The organism is Hydrogenophaga sp. BPS33 (assembly GCF_009859475.1).
Lineage (GTDB): Bacteria > Pseudomonadota > Gammaproteobacteria > Burkholderiales > Burkholderiaceae_C > Hydrogenophaga.
Genome location: NZ_CP044549.1, coordinates 820,517 through 839,103 on the forward strand (window position 1 = coordinate 820,517; position 18,587 = coordinate 839,103).

The following is an 18,587-nucleotide window of genomic DNA, read 5'->3' on the forward strand; positions in this document are numbered from 1 at the left end:
CCTCACTATCCTCCACAATGCCTCGACCCCCCACAAACGGATGCGACCATGCCGACCCTGGAGACCCAACTCAACGCCCGTTCCGCCGACTTCCAGGCCAACGCGCAGGCCATGCAGGCGCTGGTCGACGACCTGCGCGCGCAGATTGACAAGGCGGCCCTGGGTGGCGGTGAAGCGGCCCGCGCCAAACACACCGCGCGTGGCAAGCTGCTGCCCCGCGAGCGGGTGCAGATGCTGCTCGACCCGGGCACGCCCTTTCTTGAGCTCAGCCCGCTGGCCGCGCTCAACATGTATCCCGATCGCGACGGCACCGACAGCGCGCCCTGCGCCGGCCTGGTCACTGGCATCGGACGGGTCAGCGGCGTCGACTGCCTGATCATCTGCAACGACGCGACAGTGAAGGGCGGTACCTACTACCCCATGACGGTGAAGAAGCACCTGCGCGCGCAGGAGATCGCGGCCCAGAACAACCTCATGTGCATCTACCTGGTCGACTCGGGCGGCGCGAACCTGCCGAACCAGGACGACGTGTTTCCCGACCGCGAGCATTTCGGGCGCATCTTCTACAACCAGGCCAACATGAGCGCGAACGGCATCGCGCAGATCGCCGTGGTCATGGGCTCGTGCACCGCCGGTGGCGCCTACGTGCCGGCCATGAGCGACGAGACCATCATCGTCAAGAACCAGGGCACCATCTTCCTGGGCGGCCCACCGTTGGTGAAGGCGGCCATCGGCGAGATCGTGAGCGCCGAAGACCTGGGTGGTGGCGACGTGCACACGCGCCTCTCCGGCGTGGCCGACCATCTGGCGCAGAACGACGCGCACGCCATTGCGCTGGCGCGCCAGGCCGTGGCCACGCTCAACCGGCGCAAGGAGGTCACGCAGGCGCTGCGCGAACCGCGGGCGCCGAAGCACGACCCGAAAGAGATCTACGGCGTAATCCCGGTGGACACACGCAAGCCCTACGACGTGCGCGAGATCATCGCCCGCATCGTCGACGGCAGCGAGTTCCACGAATTCAAGGCGCGCTATGGCGCCACCCTGGTCTGCGGTTTCGCCCACATCGAAGGCATGCCGATCGGCATCGTGGCGAACAATGGCGTGCTGTTCTCCGAGAGCGCGCAGAAGGGCGCGCACTTCATCGAACTGTGCTGCCAGCGCAAGGTGCCGCTGCTGTTCCTGCAGAACATCACCGGCTTCATGGTGGGGCGCAAGTACGAAAGCGAAGGCATCGCGCGCCACGGCGCCAAGATGGTCACGGCCGTGGCCACCGCCCAGGTGCCCAAGTACACCGTCATCATCGGCGGCAGCTATGGTGCGGGCAACTACGGCATGTGCGGCCGTGCCTACAGTCCGCGTTTTCTCTGGATGTGGCCCAACGCGCGCATCAGCGTCATGGGTGGCGAGCAGGCCGCCAGCGTGCTCGCCACCGTGCGGCGCGACGGCATCGAAGCCAAGGGCGGCAGCTGGAGCGCAGAGGAAGAGGCGCAGTTCAAGCAGCCGCTGCTCGACCAGTTCGCCCACCAGTCGCACCCCTACTACGCCAGTGCCCGCCTGTGGGACGACGGCGTGATCGACCCGGCCGACACGCGCCGCGTGCTGGGCCTGGCCTTGTCCGCCGCGCTGAACACGCCGATCGGTGAGCCGAAATTTGGCGTTTTCCGCATGTGATGTGTATGATTTCTCATTTTTATACACATACAGGGATTTTCATCCATGCGGACCAACATTGTCATTGACGACAAGCTCATGGCGGAGGTCATGGCCACGGGCAATTTCAAAACCAAGCGCGAAGCCGTGGAAGAGGGTTTGCGCCTGCTCAAACGGCGCCATGCCTATGACGGACTTCGGTCGCTTCGCGGCAAGTTGCATTGGGACGATTCGGACGAAGGATGGGCGCGGTATCGAGAAGAGCAGATGGCCATGGCCCGGGCGAAGGCGGCGGGAGTGCCATTCGAGGGCGAACTCGACCCTGCCTTTGCGTTGCCTGCTGCGGGTGTTCACGAAGAGCGCGCCGTCTACAAGGTGAAACCGAAAGCCCGGAAATGATCCTGGTGGATTCCAGCGTCTGGATCGACTATTTTCGTGGCACCTCCAATGCGCAGACGCAGCAGCTGGACCAGTGGCTGGATGAAAAGGTGCACGAGGTGGGCGTTGCGGACCTGATCGTGTTTGAAGTTCTGCGTGGATTTCGAGTGGACCGCGCCTTCAACGACGCGCAAGCCTTCTTTGGTGAGCTGCAAACCGTGGAGATTGGCGGGATGGACAACGTGCTCCACGCGACAAAGCTGAACCGCCGGCTGCGCGCTATGGGCCGCACGGTGCGCAGCCCGGTCGACGTGCTGCTCGCCAGCTACTGCATGACACACGGCCACCTGCTGCTCCACCGAGACGCCGATTTCGAGTCGCTCAAGACACTCGGTGGACTGAAGACCTGGCCGCACTGAAAACGGAGACCGACCCATGACCCCCACCATCTACGACAACCCCGATCACGAACTGCTGCGCGAACAGGTCGCGCGCTTTCTCGCACGCGAGGTCGAGCCGCATGGCACCGCCTGGGAAGAGGCCGGCATGGTGCCGCGCGACGTGTTGCACCGCATGGGGCAGGCGGGCTTGCTGGGGCTGATGTTCGAAGGCGCTTACGGTGGAGGCGACGCCGATGCGTTGACCAACCTGGTGTTCGCCGAAGCGCTGTCGCAATCCACCTTCGCGGGTTTCATCATCACCGTCCTCGTGCACACCGACATGGCCGGCCCGCATCTGCACCATGCAGGCAACGCGGCACAGAAGGCGAAGTACCTGAAGAAGGTCACGGCCGGCGAAACGATCACTGCCGTCGGCATCACCGAACCCGGGGCCGGCTCCGACGTGGCGGGCATGCGCACCACGGCACGCCAGGAGGGCGGTGAGTGGGTGCTCAACGGCACCAAGATGTTCATCACCAACGGCGTGCACGCCGACCTGTATTTCGTGGCCGCCAAGACCGGCAGCGCGCGCCACGACGTGACGATGTTCATCGTCGAAAAAGGCACGCCGGGCTTCAGCGTCGGCCGCGCCTTGCACAAGACCGGCTGGCTCTCCAGCGACACCGCCGAACTGGTGTTCGACAACGTGCGCATCCCGCCGGAAAACCTGCTGGGCGAAGTGGGCAAGGGCTTCTATTCGGTGATGAAGAATTTCCAGACCGAGCGCATCGCCCTGGCCGCCATGGCGGTGGGCCATTGCACGCAGGCCATCCAGCTCACGCTGGACCACGTGCGACAGCGCCAGGCCTTCGGCGCTACGCTGTGGGACAAGCAGGCCATCCGCCAGCGCATTGCGATGCTCGACGCCAAGACCCGCGCGGCGCGGCAGTTCATGTACCACTGCGCCTGGAGCGTGACGCAGGGCAAGGACATCGTGCAGGAGGTCTCCATGCTCAAGGCCTTGACGGGCGAACTGGTCAACGAGGTGGTGCAAAACTGCCAGCAGTTCCATGGCGGCATGGGCTACATCCGCGAGACGGCCATCGAGCGCCTGTGGCGCGACGCGCGCGTGCTGGCCATCGGCGGCGGGGCTACCGAGGTGATGTTGGAAGAAGTTGCAAAAAGGTACTGACCATGAGTGAAGTTCTGGACGTTTCCCGCCCAACGCCGCACGTGGCGCGCGTGTGGCTCAACCGGCCCGATGTGCGCAACGCATTCAACGACGACGTGATCGCCGCGCTCACCGCGACTTTCGCGGAACTGGCGCAAGACGAAGACCTGCGCGTGGTCGTGCTCGGCGCGCACGGCAAGGCCTTCTGCGCCGGCGCCGACCTGAACTGGATGAAGACCATGGCCGGTTACAGCTGGGAGCAGAACCGCGCCGACGCGCAGCAACTGGCCGACATGCTGTGGTCGCTGGACCAGTGCCCGGTGCCCGTGGTGGGGCGCGTCCAGGGCGACTGTTACGCCGGTGGCATGGGTTTGGCGGCGATCTGCGACGTGCTCGTGGCTGTCGAGGGCGCGACCTTCTGCCTGTCCGAAGCGCGCCTGGGCCTGTTGCCCGCCACCATCAGCCCGTACGTGGTGCGCGCGCTGGGCGCGCAGGCCGCGCGCCGCTACATGGTCACGGCCGAGCGCTTCAGCGCGGTGCGCGCGCATACCTTGGGCATGGTGCACGAACTGGCCACGCCCGAGACGCTGGACGCGAAGGTCGACGAGATCGTCGCCACGCTGGTGGCCAATGGCCCGAAGGCCGCGCGCGAATGCAAACGCCTGGTGCGCGACGTGAGCGGTGCGCCCATCGACGAGACGTTGCGCGCCGAGACCGCGCGCCGCATCGCCGACATCCGCGCCAGCGACGAGGGGCGTGAAGGCGTGCAATCCTTCCTGCAGAAGCGCCCGGCGGGCTGGCTGACCTGAGGGGCAGACGCCGTGGCCGATGCGTTCAACACCCTGGGCACCCCCGAGCTGCTGGCGCTTGCGGGCGCGCTCGGCTGGGCCAGCGGCTTTCGCCTGTACGCCGTGGTCTTCATCGTCGGCCTGGCCGGCGCGCTCGGCTGGATGGAGCTGCCCCCGGGTCTGCAGGCGCTGCAACACCCGGTGCTGCTCGGCGCGGCGGGCTTCATGTTGTTCGTGGAGTTCTTCGCCGACAAGATCCCGGTGGTCGATTCGCTGTGGGACATGCTCAACAGCGTGGTGCGCATTCCGGCCGGCGCGGCGCTGGCGGCGGGTGTGTTCGGCGCCGACAGCGGCACCATGGCGCTCGCCGCCGCCTTGCTCGGCGGCTCGCTCGCCGCCACCAGCCAGGCCGCCAAGACGACAACCCGCGCGGCCATCAACAGCTCACCCGAACCGTTTTCCAACGTGGGGATGAGCCTGGTGGAAGACGGCCTGGTGGTGGGCGCGGTCTGGCTCGCCACACAGCACCCGGTCGTGTTCGTCATCCTGCTCGCGATCACCGTCGTGTTGATGTGGATCGCCACCTGGCTGCTGTTCCAGTTCCTGCGCGCGGTGTTCCGCCGTGCGCGTTCCTTTTTCACCGCTACCGTTTAGGAAGCCTGCCATGTTCCACAAGATCCTGATCGCCAACCGTGGGGAGATCGCCTGCCGTGTGGCCGCCACCGCGCGCCGCCTGGGCGTGCGCACCGTCGCGGTGTACTCGGATGCGGATGCACACGCCAAACACGTGGCGGCCTGCGACGAGGCGGTGCACATCGGTGGCAGCGCGCCGAAAGACAGCTACCTGCGCTGGGAGCGCATCATCGAAGCCGCGAAGGCGACCGGCGCGCAGGCCATTCACCCGGGCTACGGCTTCCTGAGCGAGAACGATGCCTTCGCCAACGCCTGTGCCGAGGCCGGCATCGCCTTCATCGGCCCGCCGGCCTCCGCCATCCTCGCCATGGGCCTCAAGGCGGAATCGAAGCAGTTGATGGAAAAGGCCGGCGTGCCGCTGGTGCCCGGGTACCACGGCAGCGACCAGGATTCGGCGCTGCTGCAGCGCGAGGCCGACCGCATCGGTTACCCCGCGCTCATCAAAGCCAGCGCGGGCGGCGGCGGCAAGGGCATGCGCATCGTCGAGAAGTCCGAAGACTTCGCCGCCGCGCTTGCCAGTTGCCAGCGCGAGGCCATCAACAGCTTCGGCAGCGACGCGGTGCTGATCGAAAAATACGTGCAGCGCCCGCGCCACATCGAGATCCAGGTCTTCGGCGACACGCAGGGGAACTGCGTGTATCTGTTCGAGCGCGATTGTTCGGTGCAGCGGCGGCATCAGAAAGTGCTGGAGGAAGCCCCCGCACCGGGCATGACGCCCGAGCTGCGCGCGCAAATGGGCGCGGCGGCGGTGGCCGCGGCCAAGGCGGTGAACTACGTGGGCGCGGGCACGGTGGAGTTCATTGTGGAACAGCCCCCCGAAGGCGGCATGCGCTTCTTCTTCATGGAGATGAACACGCGCCTGCAAGTCGAGCACCCGGTGACCGAAGCCATCACCGGCCTGGACCTGGTGGAGTGGCAACTGCGCGTGGCCAGCGGCGAGCCGCTGCCGCTGCAACAGCAAGATCTTCGCATCCACGGCCATGCCATCGAGGCACGCATCTGCGCCGAAACGCCGGACAACAACTTCCTGCCCGCCACCGGCACGCTCGCGGTGTATGGCAAACCGGCCCACACCCAGTTCGAGCGCGGCACGGTGCGGGTGGACGACGGCGTGCGCGAAGGCGACACCATCAGCCCGTTCTACGACTCCATGGTCGCCAAGCTGATCGTGCACGGCGCCACGCGCGAAGAAGCCCTGGCGCGCCTGGACGCCGCGCTGGCCGAGATCCGCATCGTCGGCCTCTCGACCAACGTGCAGTTCCTGCGCCACGTGGTCAACAGCCGCGCGTTCGCGCAGGCCGATCTGGACACGGCGCTGATCCAGCGCGAGTCCGCGGCCCTGTTCCACCAGGACAAGGTCGGCCGACCGCTGGCCGTGGCGGCGGCTGTGGCACAGACGCTGTTGGCCGAGCGTGCGCAGGAGCGGGCCGATCCCTTCTCGCGCCGCGATGGCTGGCGCCCGCATGGCATCACCGTGCGGCGTTTCGACTTCGACTACCTGGGCGAGGCCTTGCAAGCCCGACTGAGCTACCTGCACGATGGCGCGCTGCAGCTCGCTTTCGGCGACGTGAGCGGCGTGCTCGCCTTCGACGCCTTGCCGCCCGACGGCAGCGGCACCCGCATGGACCTGCGCTTCAACGGCCAGCGCCAGACCGTGCAGACCTGGCAAATCGACGAAAACGTGCACATCTTCTGCGCGCTGGGCGCGACGCAGATCGTCGAGATCGATGCCTTGGCGCACGCCGGGGAGACCGCGCACGAAGGCGGGCGCCTGACCGCACCCATGCCGGGCAAGGTGGTCTCGTTCGCCGTCCAGGCGGGCGACGCGGTGAAGAAAGGCCAGGCGCTGGCGGTGATGGAAGCGATGAAGATGGAGCACACCATCGCCGCGCCCGCCGACGGCACCGTGGCCGAACTGCTGTATGCCCCGGGCGATCAGGTCAACGAGGGGGCCGAGTTGCTCAAGCTTTCCACGGCTTGAGCACGCGAGCGGATCTTGCGCCCTATGCTTCGCGCATGAACATCACCTTCTGCTGCGCCCACACCCAGGCCGATCCCTGGCTCGCCGGGTTTCACATGGCCTTGCCCCATGCCCATGTCTCCGAATGGCAGCCCGGTGCGCCGCAGGCCGACGTGGCGGTGGTGTGGCAGCCGTCGCAGCAGTTCATCGATGAACAACCGGGCCTCAAGGCCATGTTCAACATCGGTGCGGGGGTCGATGCCTTGCTCCGGCTTCGGCTGCCTGCGGCGATGAAGATCGTGCGGCTCGACGACGCCGGCATGGCGGTGCAGATGGCCGAATACGTGTGCCATGCGGTGATCCGCCACTTCCGCGAATTCGATCTATACGAGGCCGACGTGGCGAAACACCAATGGGTGCAGCGCAAGCCGTTGGTGCGCGGCGAATTTCCGGTGGGTGTCCTGGGGCTGGGCGTGCTGGGCGAGCGCGTCGCGCGCGCGCTGCGGCAGTTCGACTTCCCCGTTCATGGCTGGAGCCGCTCGCCACGCTCGGTCGAGGGCGTCACCTGCCACGCCGGGCAGGAAGGCCTGCCGAATTTCCTGTCTTCCTGCCGTGTGCTGGTCAATCTGCTGCCGCTCACCCCCGAGACGCGCGACATCCTGAACCGCGAGACGCTCTCGCGCCTGCAACCGGGCGGTTACGTCATCAACGTCGCGCGTGGCGCGCATCTGGTCGAGGAAGACCTGCTGGCCTTGCTCGGCAGCGGCCACCTCGCGGGCGCCACACTCGATGTGTTCCGCACCGAACCCCTGCCCGCCGACCATCCCTTCTGGTCGCACCCGAAAATCACCATCACGCCTCACACCTCCGCGCGCACGCTGCGCGAGGAAAGCATCGCGCAGATTGCCGCGAAGATCCTGGCGTTCGAGCGCGGCGAGGCCGTGGTCGGCATGGTGGATCCGGCGCGGGGCTATTGAAACCTCTTTTTTCCAAGGCCAAGGCAGATTTCCCATGAAGCTCCCCACCCGCGTCCAACTGATCGATGTCGGCCCGCGCGACGGCCTGCAGAACGAAAAACAGCCGGTGCCGGCCGCCACCAAGATCGATCTGGTGCACCGCCTGCAGGCCGCGGGCCTGCGGGAGATCGAGGTCACCAGCTACGTCAGCCCGAAGTGGGTGCCGCAGATGGCCGACAACCACGAGGTCATGGCCGGCATGCGGCGCCAGAGCGGCGTGCGCTACTCGGTGCTCACGCCCAACCTCAAGGGCTTCGAGGCGGCGGTGCAGGACAGGCCCGACGAGATCGTGGTGTTCGGCGCGGCCAGCGAAGCGTTCAGCCAGCGCAACATCAACTGCTCGATCGCCGAAAGCATCGAACGCTTCGCCCCGGTGGTCGCAGCGGCGCTGGCCGCCGGCATCCGCGTGCGCGGCGCAATGAGCTGCACCGTGGGTTGTCCTTATGAAGGCGAGATCGCGCCCGAGCGCGTGGGCTATCTGGCGGGTTTGATGAAAGGCATTGGTGTGCAGCGGGTCGACGTGGCCGACACCATCGGGGTGGGCACGCCGCGCAAGGTGCAGGCCGCGATCGAGGCCACGCTGCCCCACTTCGACATCGACGCCGTCTCGGGCCACTTCCACGACACTTACGGCCAGGCGCTCTCCAACACCCTGGCCGCGCTCGAAATGGGGGTCTGGAACTTCCAGTCGTCCGTGGCCGGGCTGGGCGGATGCCCGTACGCCAAAGGCGCCACCGGCAATGTGGCGACCGAAGACGTGGTGTACTTGCTGCACGGCATGGGCATTGAGACCGGCATCGATCTCGATGCGCTGGTGGACGCCGGCGCTTACATCAGCGAACAGCTGGGCCGTCCCACCGGCTCGCGCGTGGCGCGGGCGCTGTTGGCCAAGCGTGCCTCGGCATAACGGGAAGAAGGAGAGATTCGGATGGATCCCAAAGTATGGGCGGCGTATTTCGTCGCATCCTGGGCGATTGCCCTGTCGCCCGGTTCGGGCGCGGTGTTGTCCATGGCACATGGGCTCAGCCATGGTGTGAAGAAAGCCAGCGTGACGATTGCCGGCCTGCAGGCCGGTCTGGCGGTGGTCCTGCTCGTGGCGGGCGTCGGGGTGGGCGCGCTGCTGCTGGCCTCGGCCACGGCGTTCCTGGTGGTGAAGTTCGCGGGTGCGGCCTACCTCATCTGGCTGGGCTTCAAGCAATGGCGCGCGGCGGTGCCGGCCTCCCTGGCGGCGGGCTCAGCGCGGGTCACGCCCGTGGCGGTTCCTTCGGCGCGAGACCGGTTCATGTCGGGCTTCTTCACCAACGTCACGAATCCCAAGGGCATCGTGTTCATGGTGGCGGTGCTGCCGCAGTTCATCGACCCGCAGCGCGTGCTCTGGCTGCAACTGCTGGTTCTGCTGGCCACCACCATCTCGGTGGACCTGATCGTGATGCATGGCTACGCCTTTCTCGCCTCGCGCATGCAGGGCTGGCTGGCCACGGTTCGCGCGCGGCGTGCGCAGAACCGCGTGTTCGGCGGCGTGCTCATGGCCATGGGCGCGAGTCTGATGTTCGTGAAGCGGGGAAGCTGAAGCCATGTGCGGTGCCGAATTGAAGACGCTGTCCGAGCCCGTGCAGCGCGTGGCGCGCGTGCTGCAGGACGCCGGCCATCCCCATACCCCCATGATGCTCGACGGCGCCGCGCGCACCGCGCAGCAGGCGGCCGATGCGCTCGGCGTGGCGCTGGGCCAGATCGCCAAGAGCATCATCTTCCGCCGCAAGAGCGACGATGCGGCGGTGCTGGTGATCACCTCGGGCGACCTGCGCGTGGACGAGAAGAAGGTGCAGGCGCTGGTGTGCGGTGCGGACGGTGGAAAGCTGGGCCGGGCCGATGCCGACTTCGTGAAGGCCCGCACCGGTTTCTCGATCGGCGGCGTGTCACCCGTGGCGCACGCCACCCCGCCCGTGGCGCTGATCGACGCCCAACTGTTTCGCTTCGACGACATCTGGGCCGCTGCCGGGCACCCGCATGCGGTGTTTCGGCTGAGTCCTGCGCAGTTGCAGGCGCTCAGCGGCGCGCCGGTGCACGACGTCACCACCGAAGCGGCCGCGCCGTGAGCCTGGAGCCCACGGTCATCACCCTGCGGGCCGCGCGCCAGCGGGCGGGCTTGGCGCCAGGCGTGCCGTCGCCCTGCATTTCGATCTGCAAGATGAACGCCGCCACCGGCTGGTGCGACGGCTGCTGGCGCTCCATCGACGAGATCGTGGCCTGGGGACGCGCGAGCGACGCACAAAAACTGGCGATCTGGGAACAGATCGAAGCGCGCCAGCGGCGCTGAACCTCTCGCGGATACGCCATGCAAGACATCGCCTTCTACTACGACCCGATCTCGCCTTTTGCGCACCTGGCGTTCGAGCGCCTGCCCGAAGCGCTCATGGGACACAGCGTGCAGGTGCGCTACAAGCCGATTCTGTTTGCCGCGCTGCTCAAGGCCCACGGCCAGCTCGGCCCGGCCGAGATCCCCGCCAAGCGCGACTGGACCTACCGCCACGTCAGCTGGTTGGGCCACCACCACGGCGTGGCGCTCGACCTGCCGGCCGCGCATCCCTTCAACCCCTTGCCGCTGCTGCGCCTGGGCCTGGGCTGTGCCACCGACGACGCGCCGGGCGATACCAACCGCTACGTCACCGAGCAACTGCTGCGCCACGTGTGGCGGGGCGGGCTCGACGCGAGCGACCCGGCGCGGCTGGCGGCGCTGCAGGCGCTGCTGCAGGACCACATGGCCCAGCGCGGCAAGCCCTGGCACGCGCCCGAGAGCGATGTGGTGAAGCAGCGCCTGCGCAGCAACACCGACGAAGCCCTGGCACTCGGTCTGTTTGGCGTACCCGCGATGGTATGGGCGGGCCGCGTGTTCTGGGGCTTCGATGCGCTGCCCATGCTGCGCGCCGCCCTGGACGGCGACGCTTGGTTCGACACCCAATGGGCCGCCGCCGCTCAGCGGCCCGAGGGCGTGCGCCGTTCCTGAGGATGCCGGCCCCAGCCTGCATCAGGCAGGGACGGGTGGGCAAGCGCGCGGAATTGAAGTACCGTGCGATGGACGCGCGGGTCTCGATGGCCGCGCGCGGCGCGCCCTGTCATTGATCTGTCTCAATCCGGCAGCACGGCAGGACTTCCACGATGAACCCACGCGGCACCCTTGTGACGCTGCGGTTCGAACCCACCACAGGAGATCCACCATGTTCAAGAAAATTCTCGTGCCCACCGACGGTTCCGACGTGGCCGACAAGGCCACCGAGACCGCGGTGCAACTGGCCCGCAGCCTGAACGCGCAGATCGTTGGCGTGAACGTGATCGATCCGTTTCCCTACATCGGTATTGGCGATGCGTCGGCCGTCGGCCTGCAGGCCTACCTGACCGAAGCGAAGGCCGCGGCCGGGCAGGCGCTGGACACCTTGCGCAAGGCCTGCGAAGCCGCCGGCGTGCCCTGCGTGGGCGACACGATCGAACGCAACGTGGTGTACGAGGGCATCATCGAAACCGCCGAGGCCGAGCACTGCGACCTGATCGTCATGGGCTCGCATGGGCGTCGGGGCGTCAAGGCGCTCATTCTGGGCAGCGTGGCGCAAAAAGTCCTGACGCATTCGAAGACACCCGTGCTCATCGTCAAGACGTAACACACGGTATCCGCGCACCGCAGCACGCTGTGCAGGGGAAATGGGGGATATGGCGTGCGCGTCTGCGCGAGCGTTCGCCCCTCCGTAGAATCTTTGCTCCTTCTTCTGGAGCCCCTGCATGTCCGATGCTTTCCTGCCTGCCGATCTGCCTGCGGGCGCGCCCCCTGCCGCATCCCCCGACGAGGGGCGCGAGCCGCCCGCGGAGGGTGGCACGGGGCTGATCCGCATCCGGGGGGCGCGCCAGCACAACCTCAAGAACCTCGATCTCGACATCCGCACCGGTGAACTCACCGTGGTCACCGGCCCCAGCGGTTCGGGCAAGTCCAGCCTGGTGTTCGACACCCTGTTCGCCGAGGGCCAGCGCCGCTACGTGGAGACCTTCAGCGCCTACGCGCGGCAGTTCCTCGACCGCATGGACAAGCCGGCGGTGGACAAGGTGGAAGGCGTGCCACCCGCGATCGCGATCGACCAGACCAACCCGGTGCGCTCCTCGCGCTCCACCGTGGGCACCATGACGGAGCTCAACGACCACTTGAAGCTGTGGTTCGCGCGCGGCGCCGATCTGTTCGACCGCGACACCGCGCTGCCGGTGCGCCACGATTCGCCCGAGTCGATCTACGCCGAAATGCAGCAGCGCAGCGCACAGCAGAATGATCCGCGGTTGGTGGTCACCTTCCCCGTGGAATTGCCCGCCAGCACCACGCCCGAGGAGGTCGAACAATGGCTCTCGGCCAGCGGCTACACGCGGGTGCAGGCCGAGCGCATCGTGCAGCGCGAAGCCGTGGCCACCGAGGACAAGCCCGCAGGCAAAGGCAAAGCCAAGGCGGTGGCAGCCAGCGAAACGGTGAAGGTGCTCGACGTCGTGGCCGATCGCTTCCGCATCGGCACAGCGGAGTCTGCGCGTGTGATGGAGGCGATCGAGGTCGGCTTGAAGCGCGGTGGTGGCAAGCTGATGGTGTACGCGCTCGCCGACGAAGGCGAGCCAGAGATCTGGCGCTTTTCGACCGGCCTGCATTGCCCCGAGAGCGATATCCGCTACAGCGAGCCCACGCCCTCGATGTTCTCGTTCAACTCGGCGGTCGGCGCGTGCGAGGCCTGCCGGGGCTTCGGGCGTGTCATCGGTGTGGACTACGGCCTGGTCATTCCCAACGACAAGCTCACGCTGCGCGCCGGCGCGATCAAGGTGTTCCAGACCCCGGCGTGGAAAGAATGCCAGGACGATCTGATGCGGCACGCCGAAGCGGCGGGCATTCCGCGCGACACGGCCTGGGGCAAGCTCACGCCCGAGCAGCAGCACTGGGTCAAGAGCGGATCGCCGCAATGGAACGGCAAGTGGAACCAGCAGTGGTACGGCGTGGACCGCTTCTTCGAGTACCTGGAGAGCAAGGCCTACAAGATGCACATCCGCGTGCTCTTGTCCAAGTACCGCAGCTACACCGAGTGCCCGACCTGCCGTGGCGCGCGGCTCAAGACCGACAGTTTGCTCTGGCGCATCGGCACCAAGGCCCAGGCCGACGCGGTGCTGGCCCCGGCGCAACGCACCCTGCCGCAAGGCGCGCGGTGGACGCGCGCGCAACTGGAGGACTTGCCGGGCCTGTGTTTGCATGACCTGATGCTGCTGTCCTTGGACAGGCTGCGGGTGTTTTTTTCCAGCCTCGAGCCCTCACCCCAACCCTCTCCCGCAAGCGGGAGAGGGGGTACCTTCCCCTCGGCGCCCGGTATGGATGGGTCGAGTGTTTTGCTCCCTCTCCCGCTTGCGGGAGAGGGTCGGGGTGAGGGTCAGCGCCAGGCCCTCAAGCTGCTCCTCGACGAGATCAACACCCGCATCCGCTACCTCTGCGAGGTCGGCATCGGCTACCTCACGCTCGACCGCCAGAGCCGCACCCTCAGTGGCGGTGAGGTGCAGCGCATCAACCTCACCACCGCGCTCGGCACCTCGCTGGTCAACACCTTGTTCGTGCTCGACGAACCCAGCATCGGCCTGCACCCGCGCGACATGGCGCGCATCAACGATGCCATGCTGCGCCTGCGCGACGCGGGCAACACGCTGGTGGTGGTGGAGCACGACCCGGCGGTGATGCTCGCGGCCGACCGCCTGATCGACATGGGACCAGGGCCGGGCGAGCGCGGCGGGCAGATCGTGTTCGACGGCACGCCCGAGGCCATCCGATCGGCCGACACGCTCACCGGCGCCTATCTCGGTTCGCGCAAGACCATCGGCATGGGCTTCAAGCGCATGGTGACCGACAGCACACCGCGCCTCATTCTGGAAGGCGCGCGCGAGCACAACTTGAAAAACGTGTCGGTGGAGTTCCCATTGCAGCGCCTGGTGGTGGTCACCGGCGTGTCGGGCTCGGGCAAATCCAGCCTGATCCAGGACGTGCTCGCCCCCGCCTTGCTGCGCCACTTCGGCAAATCCACCGACAGCCCCGGCGCGCACGACCGCCTGCTCGGCGCGGACCACTTGAGCGAAGTGGTGTTCGTCGACCAGTCGCCCATCGGCAAGACCGCACGCTCCAACCCGGTGAGCTACGTGGGCGCGTGGGACGCCATCCGCTCGCTGTTTGCCGAAGCGCCGCTCGCGCGCCAGCGCAGCTACACGCCAGCCAAGTTCAGCTTCAACAGCGGCGACGGCCGCTGCCCCACCTGCGGCGGTTCGGGTTTCGAACACGTGGAAATGCAGTTCCTGAGCGACGTGTACCTGCGCTGCCCGGACTGCGATGGCAAGCGCTACCGGCCCGAGATCCTGGAGGTGAAGATCCAGCGTCCTTCGACAGGCTCAGGACACACGGTCGGCTTGAACGTCGCCGACGTGCTGGAGCTCACCGTGAGCGAAGCCGCCACGCTGTTCGCCAACGACCGCGAAGTCATCCGCGTGCTGCAACCCATCGTCGACGTGGGCCTGGAATACGTGAAGCTCGGCCAGCCCGTGCCCACGCTCTCCGGCGGCGAAGCGCAGCGTTTGAAGCTCGCGGGCTTCCTCGCCGAGGCCTCGAAGAACAGCAGCGCCAGCCGACAAGCCGTGGCGCGCAAGGGCACGCTGTTCCTGTTCGATGAACCGACCACGGGGTTGCATTTCGACGACATCGCCAAGCTCATGCGAAGCCTGCGCAAGCTGCTCGATGCGGGGCATTCGCTGGTGGTGATCGAGCACAACCTGGACGTGATCCGGGCCGCCGACTGGCTGATCGATCTCGGCCCCGAAGGCGGTGACGCCGGCGGCCTGATCGTGGCCGAGGGACCGCCCGAGGCGGTGCGCGAACACGCCAGCAGCCACACCGCCAAGGCCCTGCGCGACTACGCCATGAGCATGGGCGAAGTGCACCTCGTTTCCGACGCCCTCCCCTCCTGGGGGACGACCGGGGTGGGGGCGCGCCCACGCGGCCTTTCCACGGAAGGCAGCAACAGCATCCGCATCGTCAACGCCAAGGAGCACAACCTCAAGAACCTGAGCGTCGACATCCCTCGCGGCAAGTTCAACGTGATCTCGGGCGTGAGCGGCTCGGGCAAATCCACGCTGGCCTTCGACATCCTGTTCAACGAAGGCCAGCGCCGTTACCTGGAAAGCCTGAACGCGTACGCGCGCAGCATCGTGCAGCCGGCGGGCCGGCCCGAAGTGGACGCGGTCTACGGTATTCCGCCCACCGTGGCAATCGAGCAGCGCCTCTCGCGCGGCGGCCGCAAGTCCACCGTGGGCACCACCACCGAGGTGTGGCATTTCTTGCGCCTGCTCTATGTGAAATTGGGCACGCAGCACTGCGTGCACGACGGCGCGGCGGTGATGCCGCAGAGCGTGGACAGCATTGCGGCGGCCATCCTCTCGCGCTACAAGGGCCAGCACATCGGCCTGCTCGCGCCGCTGGTGGTCAACCGCAAGGGTGTGTACACCGAGCTGGCCGACTGGGCACGCCCGCGGGGCCACACGCACCTGCGCGTCGATGGTGAGTTCCTGCCCACCACCGGCTTTCCGCGCATCGACCGCTTCAAGGAGCACACGATCGAACTGCCGGTGGCCGATTTCGTGGTCAGCGCCGACCACGAAGCCGAACTGCGCCGCCAGCTCGACAAGGCCCTGGAGATCGGCAAGGGCGTGGTGCACGTGCTCACGCCGCTCGATGGCCTGGCGCAGGCCTTGGCCGACGGCACATCCACGCGCGACCTGGGCACGTTGGAAGTCTTTTCCACCACGCGCGCCTGCCCGATCTGCGCCACCAGCTACCCCGAGCTGGACCCGCGCCTGTTCTCGTACAACAGCAAACACGGCTGGTGCCCCGACTGCGTGGGCACCGGCGTGAAGCTCTCGCGCGACCAGCGCAAGGTGCTCGACGATTCGGTGCGCGACGACAAGGAGCGCGGGCGCGAACAGAGCTTCGCCGAGCCCGAGGTGGACGACATCGTGGACGAGGTCTGCCCCACCTGCGCCGGCACGCGATTGAACCCGCAGGCCCGCGCGGTTCGCTTTGCCAATGTGGGCATCACCGATGTGGCGCGTCTGTCGGTAAGAGACGTGAGGCAATGGGTGAGCGGTCTGATGAAAGATCTGGCGCTTACCACACGAGAGACCGACATCGCGCGCGATCTCTTGCCCGAAATCGAAAGCCGCCTGGCCTTCCTGGAAGAGGTGGGCTTGAACTACCTCACGCTCGATCGCGGTGCGCCCACGCTCAGCGGTGGCGAGGCCCAGCGCATCCGCCTGGCGGCGCAACTGGGCAGCAACCTGCAGGGCGTGTGCTACGTGCTCGACGAGCCCACCATCGGCCTGCACGCGCGCGACAACGCCATCCTGCTCAACGCGCTGCACAAGCTGGGCGACCAGGGCAATACGCTGGTGGTGGTGGAGCACGACGAAGACACGATCCGCCGCGCCGACCACATCATCGACATCGGCCCCAGCGCGGGCAAGCGCGGCGGGCGCGTGGTGGCGCAGGGTTCGGTGGACGATCTGTCGGCGAATGGCGACTCGGTGACGGGGCGCTACTTGTTGCACGCGATGAAGCATCCGCTGCAGGCAAGACGGCGCGTAGCGCCGCCCCTCACCCCAGCCCTCTCCCCAAAGGGGCGAGGGAGTGAAGAGAGCCCTCTCTCGCTTGCGGGAGAGGGTGGGGGTGAGGGTTCCCCCTGGCTCCAAGTGAAAGGCGCGAACCTCCACAACCTCGACAACCTCGACGCTGCCGTCCCCCTGCAACGCCTCGTCGTCATCACCGGTGTCTCCGGCTCCGGCAAATCCACCCTCGCGCGCGATGTGCTCCTGACCAACGTGGCCGCCGCCGTGACACAGCGCAGCACCAAGGCCGGGCGCGAGGCCATGGACAAGGGCAAGCACCCCGCGTGGGTCGGCTGCAAGGGTTTGAGCGGCTTCGAGACCGTGGACCGGGTGCTCGAAGTCGACCAGACCCCGATCGGCAAGACCCCGCGCAGTTGCCCTGCGACCTACATCGGCTTCTGGGACACGGTGCGCAAACTGTTCGCCGACACGCTCGAAGCCAAGGCGCGCGGCTACGCGCCGGGCCGCTTCAGCTTCAACACCGGCGAAGGCCGCTGCCCGGCCTGCGAGGGGCAGGGCATGCGCACCATCGAGATGAGCTTCCTGCCCGATGTGAAGGTGCCGTGCGAGGTGTGCCATGGGGCGCGCTTCAACCCCGAAACCCTGGCAGTGACCTGGAAGGGCAAGAGCATCGGCGACGTGCTGCAGATGGAGGTGGACGAGGCGGTGGACTTCTTCGCGTCCATGCCGAACATTGCCCACCCGTTGCAACTGCTGAAGGATGTGGGCCTGGGCTACCTCACGCTCGGACAGCCCAGCCCGACTCTTTCGGGCGGCGAGGCGCAGCGCATCAAGCTGGTGACCGAACTCAGCAAGGTGCGCGATGACATCACGCGGCGCGGCCAGAAGGCGCCGCACACCCTCTACGTGCTCGACGAACCCACCGTGGGCCTGCACATGGCCGACGTGGAAAAGCTCATCCGCGTGCTGCACCGTTTGGTGAACGGCGGCCACAGCGTGGTGGTGATCGAACACGACCTGGACGTGATGGCCGAAGCCGACTGGATCATCGACCTCGGCCCCGAAGGGGGCGGTGGCGGTGGACGCATCGTGGCGGCGGCGCCGCCCGAAGAGGTGGTGCGGCTGGGCACGCACACGGGCAAGGTGCTGGCGCCCGTGCTCGCCAGGGTCTGATGGAGATCATCCACATCCACCCCGATGCCCCGGCCAAGCCGGTGCTCGGCGCGCCCTGCAACGGCTGCGGGGTGTGCTGCCTGACCGAGCCGTGCCCCTTGGGGCGGGTAATTTCGCGCAAGCGCATCGGTGCTTGCGATGCCTTGCGCTGGGACGGGGCTGCGGCGCTCTACCGTTGCGGCGCGCTCACCGACACCGCTGCGGTGATGGGGCCGCGTTGGCGCTGGGCTGCGCCGGTGTTGCGCCGTCTGGCGCGCCGCTGGATCGCGGCTGGCGTGGGCTGCGATGCCACCTTGCAGACCGAGCGCCTCGAAAGCTGATCAGCGCGCGACCAGCCAGACCACGCCCACGGCCAGCACCGCGATGGCCACCATCAGCACGCGCGTGCGCTTGCGCAGCAGATCCACCGCACCTACCAGGCGCGCGTTCTGCTCGGCCAGTTCGGCCAGGGTCTGGGCCATCTGTTCCTGCACCGCCGCCTGCTGGCCCAGCATCTGACGCGCTTCGATCAGGCGGTTTTGCAGTTCCCCCAACGTGGGCGGCGCGTCACCCACGTTCATCGGCACGGGCGTGGCGGCAGGCGAAGGCGGCGCTTTCTGCCGCTCCATCAGCTTGCGCGCCGCGTTGAGCACCTTGGGCGCGTGTTCGATCACATCGCCCCAGGGGATCACTTTGAGGGCAACCATCCAGGGAATGGCCATGGTGTGGGATCCTTTCGTG

17 protein-coding genes are annotated in these 18,587 nt (G+C 67.3%); 16 read left to right on the forward strand and 1 reads right to left on the reverse strand.

Annotated features, from left to right (window positions below; all coding sequences use genetic code 11):
- Positions 1–48: 48 nt before the first annotated feature.
- From F9K07_RS03970 to F9K07_RS04045, 16 genes are all read left to right on the forward strand, one after another.
- Positions 49–1,671, forward strand: coding sequence for a carboxyl transferase domain-containing protein (locus F9K07_RS03970; protein WP_159589600.1), 1,623 nt, complete (start codon positions 49–51; stop codon positions 1,669–1,671).
- Between the two features lie 45 nt (positions 1,672–1,716).
- The gene (locus tag F9K07_RS03975) at positions 1,717–2,049 is read left to right on the forward strand and encodes a type II toxin-antitoxin system VapB family antitoxin (protein WP_159589602.1); all 333 of its coding nucleotides are present in this window, start codon (positions 1,717–1,719) and stop codon (positions 2,047–2,049) included.
- The gene (gene vapC, locus F9K07_RS03980) at positions 2,046–2,447 is read left to right on the forward strand and encodes a type II toxin-antitoxin system VapC family toxin (RefSeq protein WP_159589604.1); all 402 of its coding nucleotides are present in this window, start codon (positions 2,046–2,048) and stop codon (positions 2,445–2,447) included. The genes F9K07_RS03975 and vapC overlap by 4 nt, the downstream gene beginning before the upstream one ends.
- 16 nt (positions 2,448–2,463) lie before the next feature.
- Complete coding sequence (locus F9K07_RS03985) at positions 2,464–3,600, forward strand: acyl-CoA dehydrogenase family protein (protein ID WP_159589606.1); 1,137 nt, start codon at positions 2,464–2,466, stop codon at positions 3,598–3,600.
- A 2-nt stretch (positions 3,601–3,602) separates the two neighbouring features.
- The gene (locus F9K07_RS03990) at positions 3,603–4,388 is read left to right on the forward strand and encodes an enoyl-CoA hydratase/isomerase family protein (protein ID WP_159589608.1); all 786 of its coding nucleotides are present in this window, start codon (positions 3,603–3,605) and stop codon (positions 4,386–4,388) included.
- 12 nt (positions 4,389–4,400) lie between these two features.
- Positions 4,401–5,021, forward strand: coding sequence for a DUF4126 domain-containing protein (locus tag F9K07_RS03995; protein ID WP_159589610.1), 621 nt, complete (start codon positions 4,401–4,403; stop codon positions 5,019–5,021).
- Between the two features lie 10 nt (positions 5,022–5,031).
- Positions 5,032–7,041, forward strand: coding sequence for an acetyl/propionyl/methylcrotonyl-CoA carboxylase subunit alpha (locus tag F9K07_RS04000; protein WP_159589612.1), 2,010 nt, complete (start codon positions 5,032–5,034; stop codon positions 7,039–7,041).
- 35 nt (positions 7,042–7,076) lie between these two features.
- Entirely contained in the window at positions 7,077–7,997 is a 921-nt protein-coding gene (locus F9K07_RS04005) for a 2-hydroxyacid dehydrogenase (protein WP_159589614.1), read from the forward strand.
- 34 nt (positions 7,998–8,031) lie between these two features.
- The gene (locus F9K07_RS04010) at positions 8,032–8,943 is read left to right on the forward strand and encodes a hydroxymethylglutaryl-CoA lyase (protein ID WP_159589616.1); all 912 of its coding nucleotides are present in this window, start codon (positions 8,032–8,034) and stop codon (positions 8,941–8,943) included.
- A 21-nt stretch (positions 8,944–8,964) separates the two neighbouring features.
- Positions 8,965–9,606 carry a LysE family transporter gene (locus F9K07_RS04015; protein ID WP_159589618.1) on the forward strand — a complete coding sequence of 214 codons (642 nt, stop codon included), beginning with the start codon at positions 8,965–8,967 and terminating at the stop codon, positions 9,604–9,606.
- 4 nt (positions 9,607–9,610) lie between these two features.
- A complete protein-coding gene (locus F9K07_RS04020) occupies positions 9,611–10,132 on the forward strand; it encodes a YbaK/EbsC family protein (protein ID WP_159589620.1) in 522 nt (173 codons plus the stop codon).
- Positions 10,129–10,353 carry a DUF1289 domain-containing protein gene (locus F9K07_RS31705; RefSeq protein WP_442907385.1) on the forward strand — a complete coding sequence of 75 codons (225 nt, stop codon included), beginning with the start codon at positions 10,129–10,131 and terminating at the stop codon, positions 10,351–10,353. The genes F9K07_RS04020 and F9K07_RS31705 overlap by 4 nt, the downstream gene beginning before the upstream one ends.
- Before the next feature lie 18 nt (positions 10,354–10,371).
- Entirely contained in the window at positions 10,372–11,040 is a 669-nt protein-coding gene (locus tag F9K07_RS04030) for a 2-hydroxychromene-2-carboxylate isomerase (protein ID WP_159589622.1), read from the forward strand.
- Positions 11,041–11,251: 211 nt separating this feature from the next.
- Complete coding sequence (locus tag F9K07_RS04035; protein ID WP_159589624.1) at positions 11,252–11,689, forward strand: universal stress protein; 438 nt, start codon at positions 11,252–11,254, stop codon at positions 11,687–11,689.
- A gap of 118 nt (positions 11,690–11,807) precedes the next feature.
- Positions 11,808–17,867: an excinuclease ABC subunit UvrA gene (uvrA, locus tag F9K07_RS04040; RefSeq protein WP_159589626.1), complete on the forward strand. Its 6,060-nt coding sequence runs from the start codon at positions 11,808–11,810 to the stop codon at positions 17,865–17,867.
- Positions 17,867–18,187, forward strand: a complete 321-nt coding sequence (locus F9K07_RS04045; protein WP_159589628.1) for a hypothetical protein — start codon at positions 17,867–17,869, stop codon at positions 18,185–18,187. Before uvrA ends, F9K07_RS04045 begins: the two co-directional genes overlap by 1 nt.
- Here F9K07_RS04045 and F9K07_RS04050 read toward each other — a convergent pair whose 3' ends face one another.
- Positions 18,188–18,568 carry a hypothetical protein gene (locus F9K07_RS04050; RefSeq protein WP_159589630.1) on the reverse strand — a complete coding sequence of 127 codons (381 nt, stop codon included), beginning with the start codon at positions 18,566–18,568 and terminating at the stop codon, positions 18,188–18,190. It abuts the gene before it with no gap.
- Positions 18,569–18,587: the final 19 nt, after the last annotated feature.

What these genes read in the sequence shown, in the direction of transcription:
- F9K07_RS03970 (WP_159589600.1), top strand. Translation starts at nt 49, where the DNA reads ATGCCGACCCTGGAGACCCAACTCAACGCCCGTTCCGCCGACTTCCAG.
- F9K07_RS03975 (WP_159589602.1), top strand. Translation starts at nt 1,717, where the DNA reads ATGCGGACCAACATTGTCATTGACGACAAGCTCATGGCGGAGGTCATG.
- vapC (WP_159589604.1), top strand. Translation starts at nt 2,046, where the DNA reads ATGATCCTGGTGGATTCCAGCGTCTGGATCGACTATTTTCGTGGCACC.
- F9K07_RS03985 (WP_159589606.1), top strand. Translation starts at nt 2,464, where the DNA reads ATGACCCCCACCATCTACGACAACCCCGATCACGAACTGCTGCGCGAA.
- F9K07_RS03990 (WP_159589608.1), top strand. Translation starts at nt 3,603, where the DNA reads ATGAGTGAAGTTCTGGACGTTTCCCGCCCAACGCCGCACGTGGCGCGC.
- F9K07_RS04000 (WP_159589612.1), top strand. Translation starts at nt 5,032, where the DNA reads ATGTTCCACAAGATCCTGATCGCCAACCGTGGGGAGATCGCCTGCCGT.
- F9K07_RS04005 (WP_159589614.1), top strand. Translation starts at nt 7,077, where the DNA reads ATGAACATCACCTTCTGCTGCGCCCACACCCAGGCCGATCCCTGGCTC.
- F9K07_RS04010 (WP_159589616.1), top strand. Translation starts at nt 8,032, where the DNA reads ATGAAGCTCCCCACCCGCGTCCAACTGATCGATGTCGGCCCGCGCGAC.
- F9K07_RS04015 (WP_159589618.1), top strand. Translation starts at nt 8,965, where the DNA reads ATGGATCCCAAAGTATGGGCGGCGTATTTCGTCGCATCCTGGGCGATT.
- F9K07_RS04020 (WP_159589620.1), top strand. Translation starts at nt 9,611, where the DNA reads ATGTGCGGTGCCGAATTGAAGACGCTGTCCGAGCCCGTGCAGCGCGTG.
- F9K07_RS04030 (WP_159589622.1), top strand. Translation starts at nt 10,372, where the DNA reads ATGCAAGACATCGCCTTCTACTACGACCCGATCTCGCCTTTTGCGCAC.
- F9K07_RS04035 (WP_159589624.1), top strand. Translation starts at nt 11,252, where the DNA reads ATGTTCAAGAAAATTCTCGTGCCCACCGACGGTTCCGACGTGGCCGAC.
- uvrA (WP_159589626.1), top strand. Translation starts at nt 11,808, where the DNA reads ATGTCCGATGCTTTCCTGCCTGCCGATCTGCCTGCGGGCGCGCCCCCT.
- F9K07_RS04045 (WP_159589628.1), top strand. Translation starts at nt 17,867, where the DNA reads ATGGAGATCATCCACATCCACCCCGATGCCCCGGCCAAGCCGGTGCTC.
- F9K07_RS04050 (WP_159589630.1), bottom strand. Translation starts at nt 18,568, where the DNA reads ATGGCCATTCCCTGGATGGTTGCCCTCAAAGTGATCCCCTGGGGCGAT.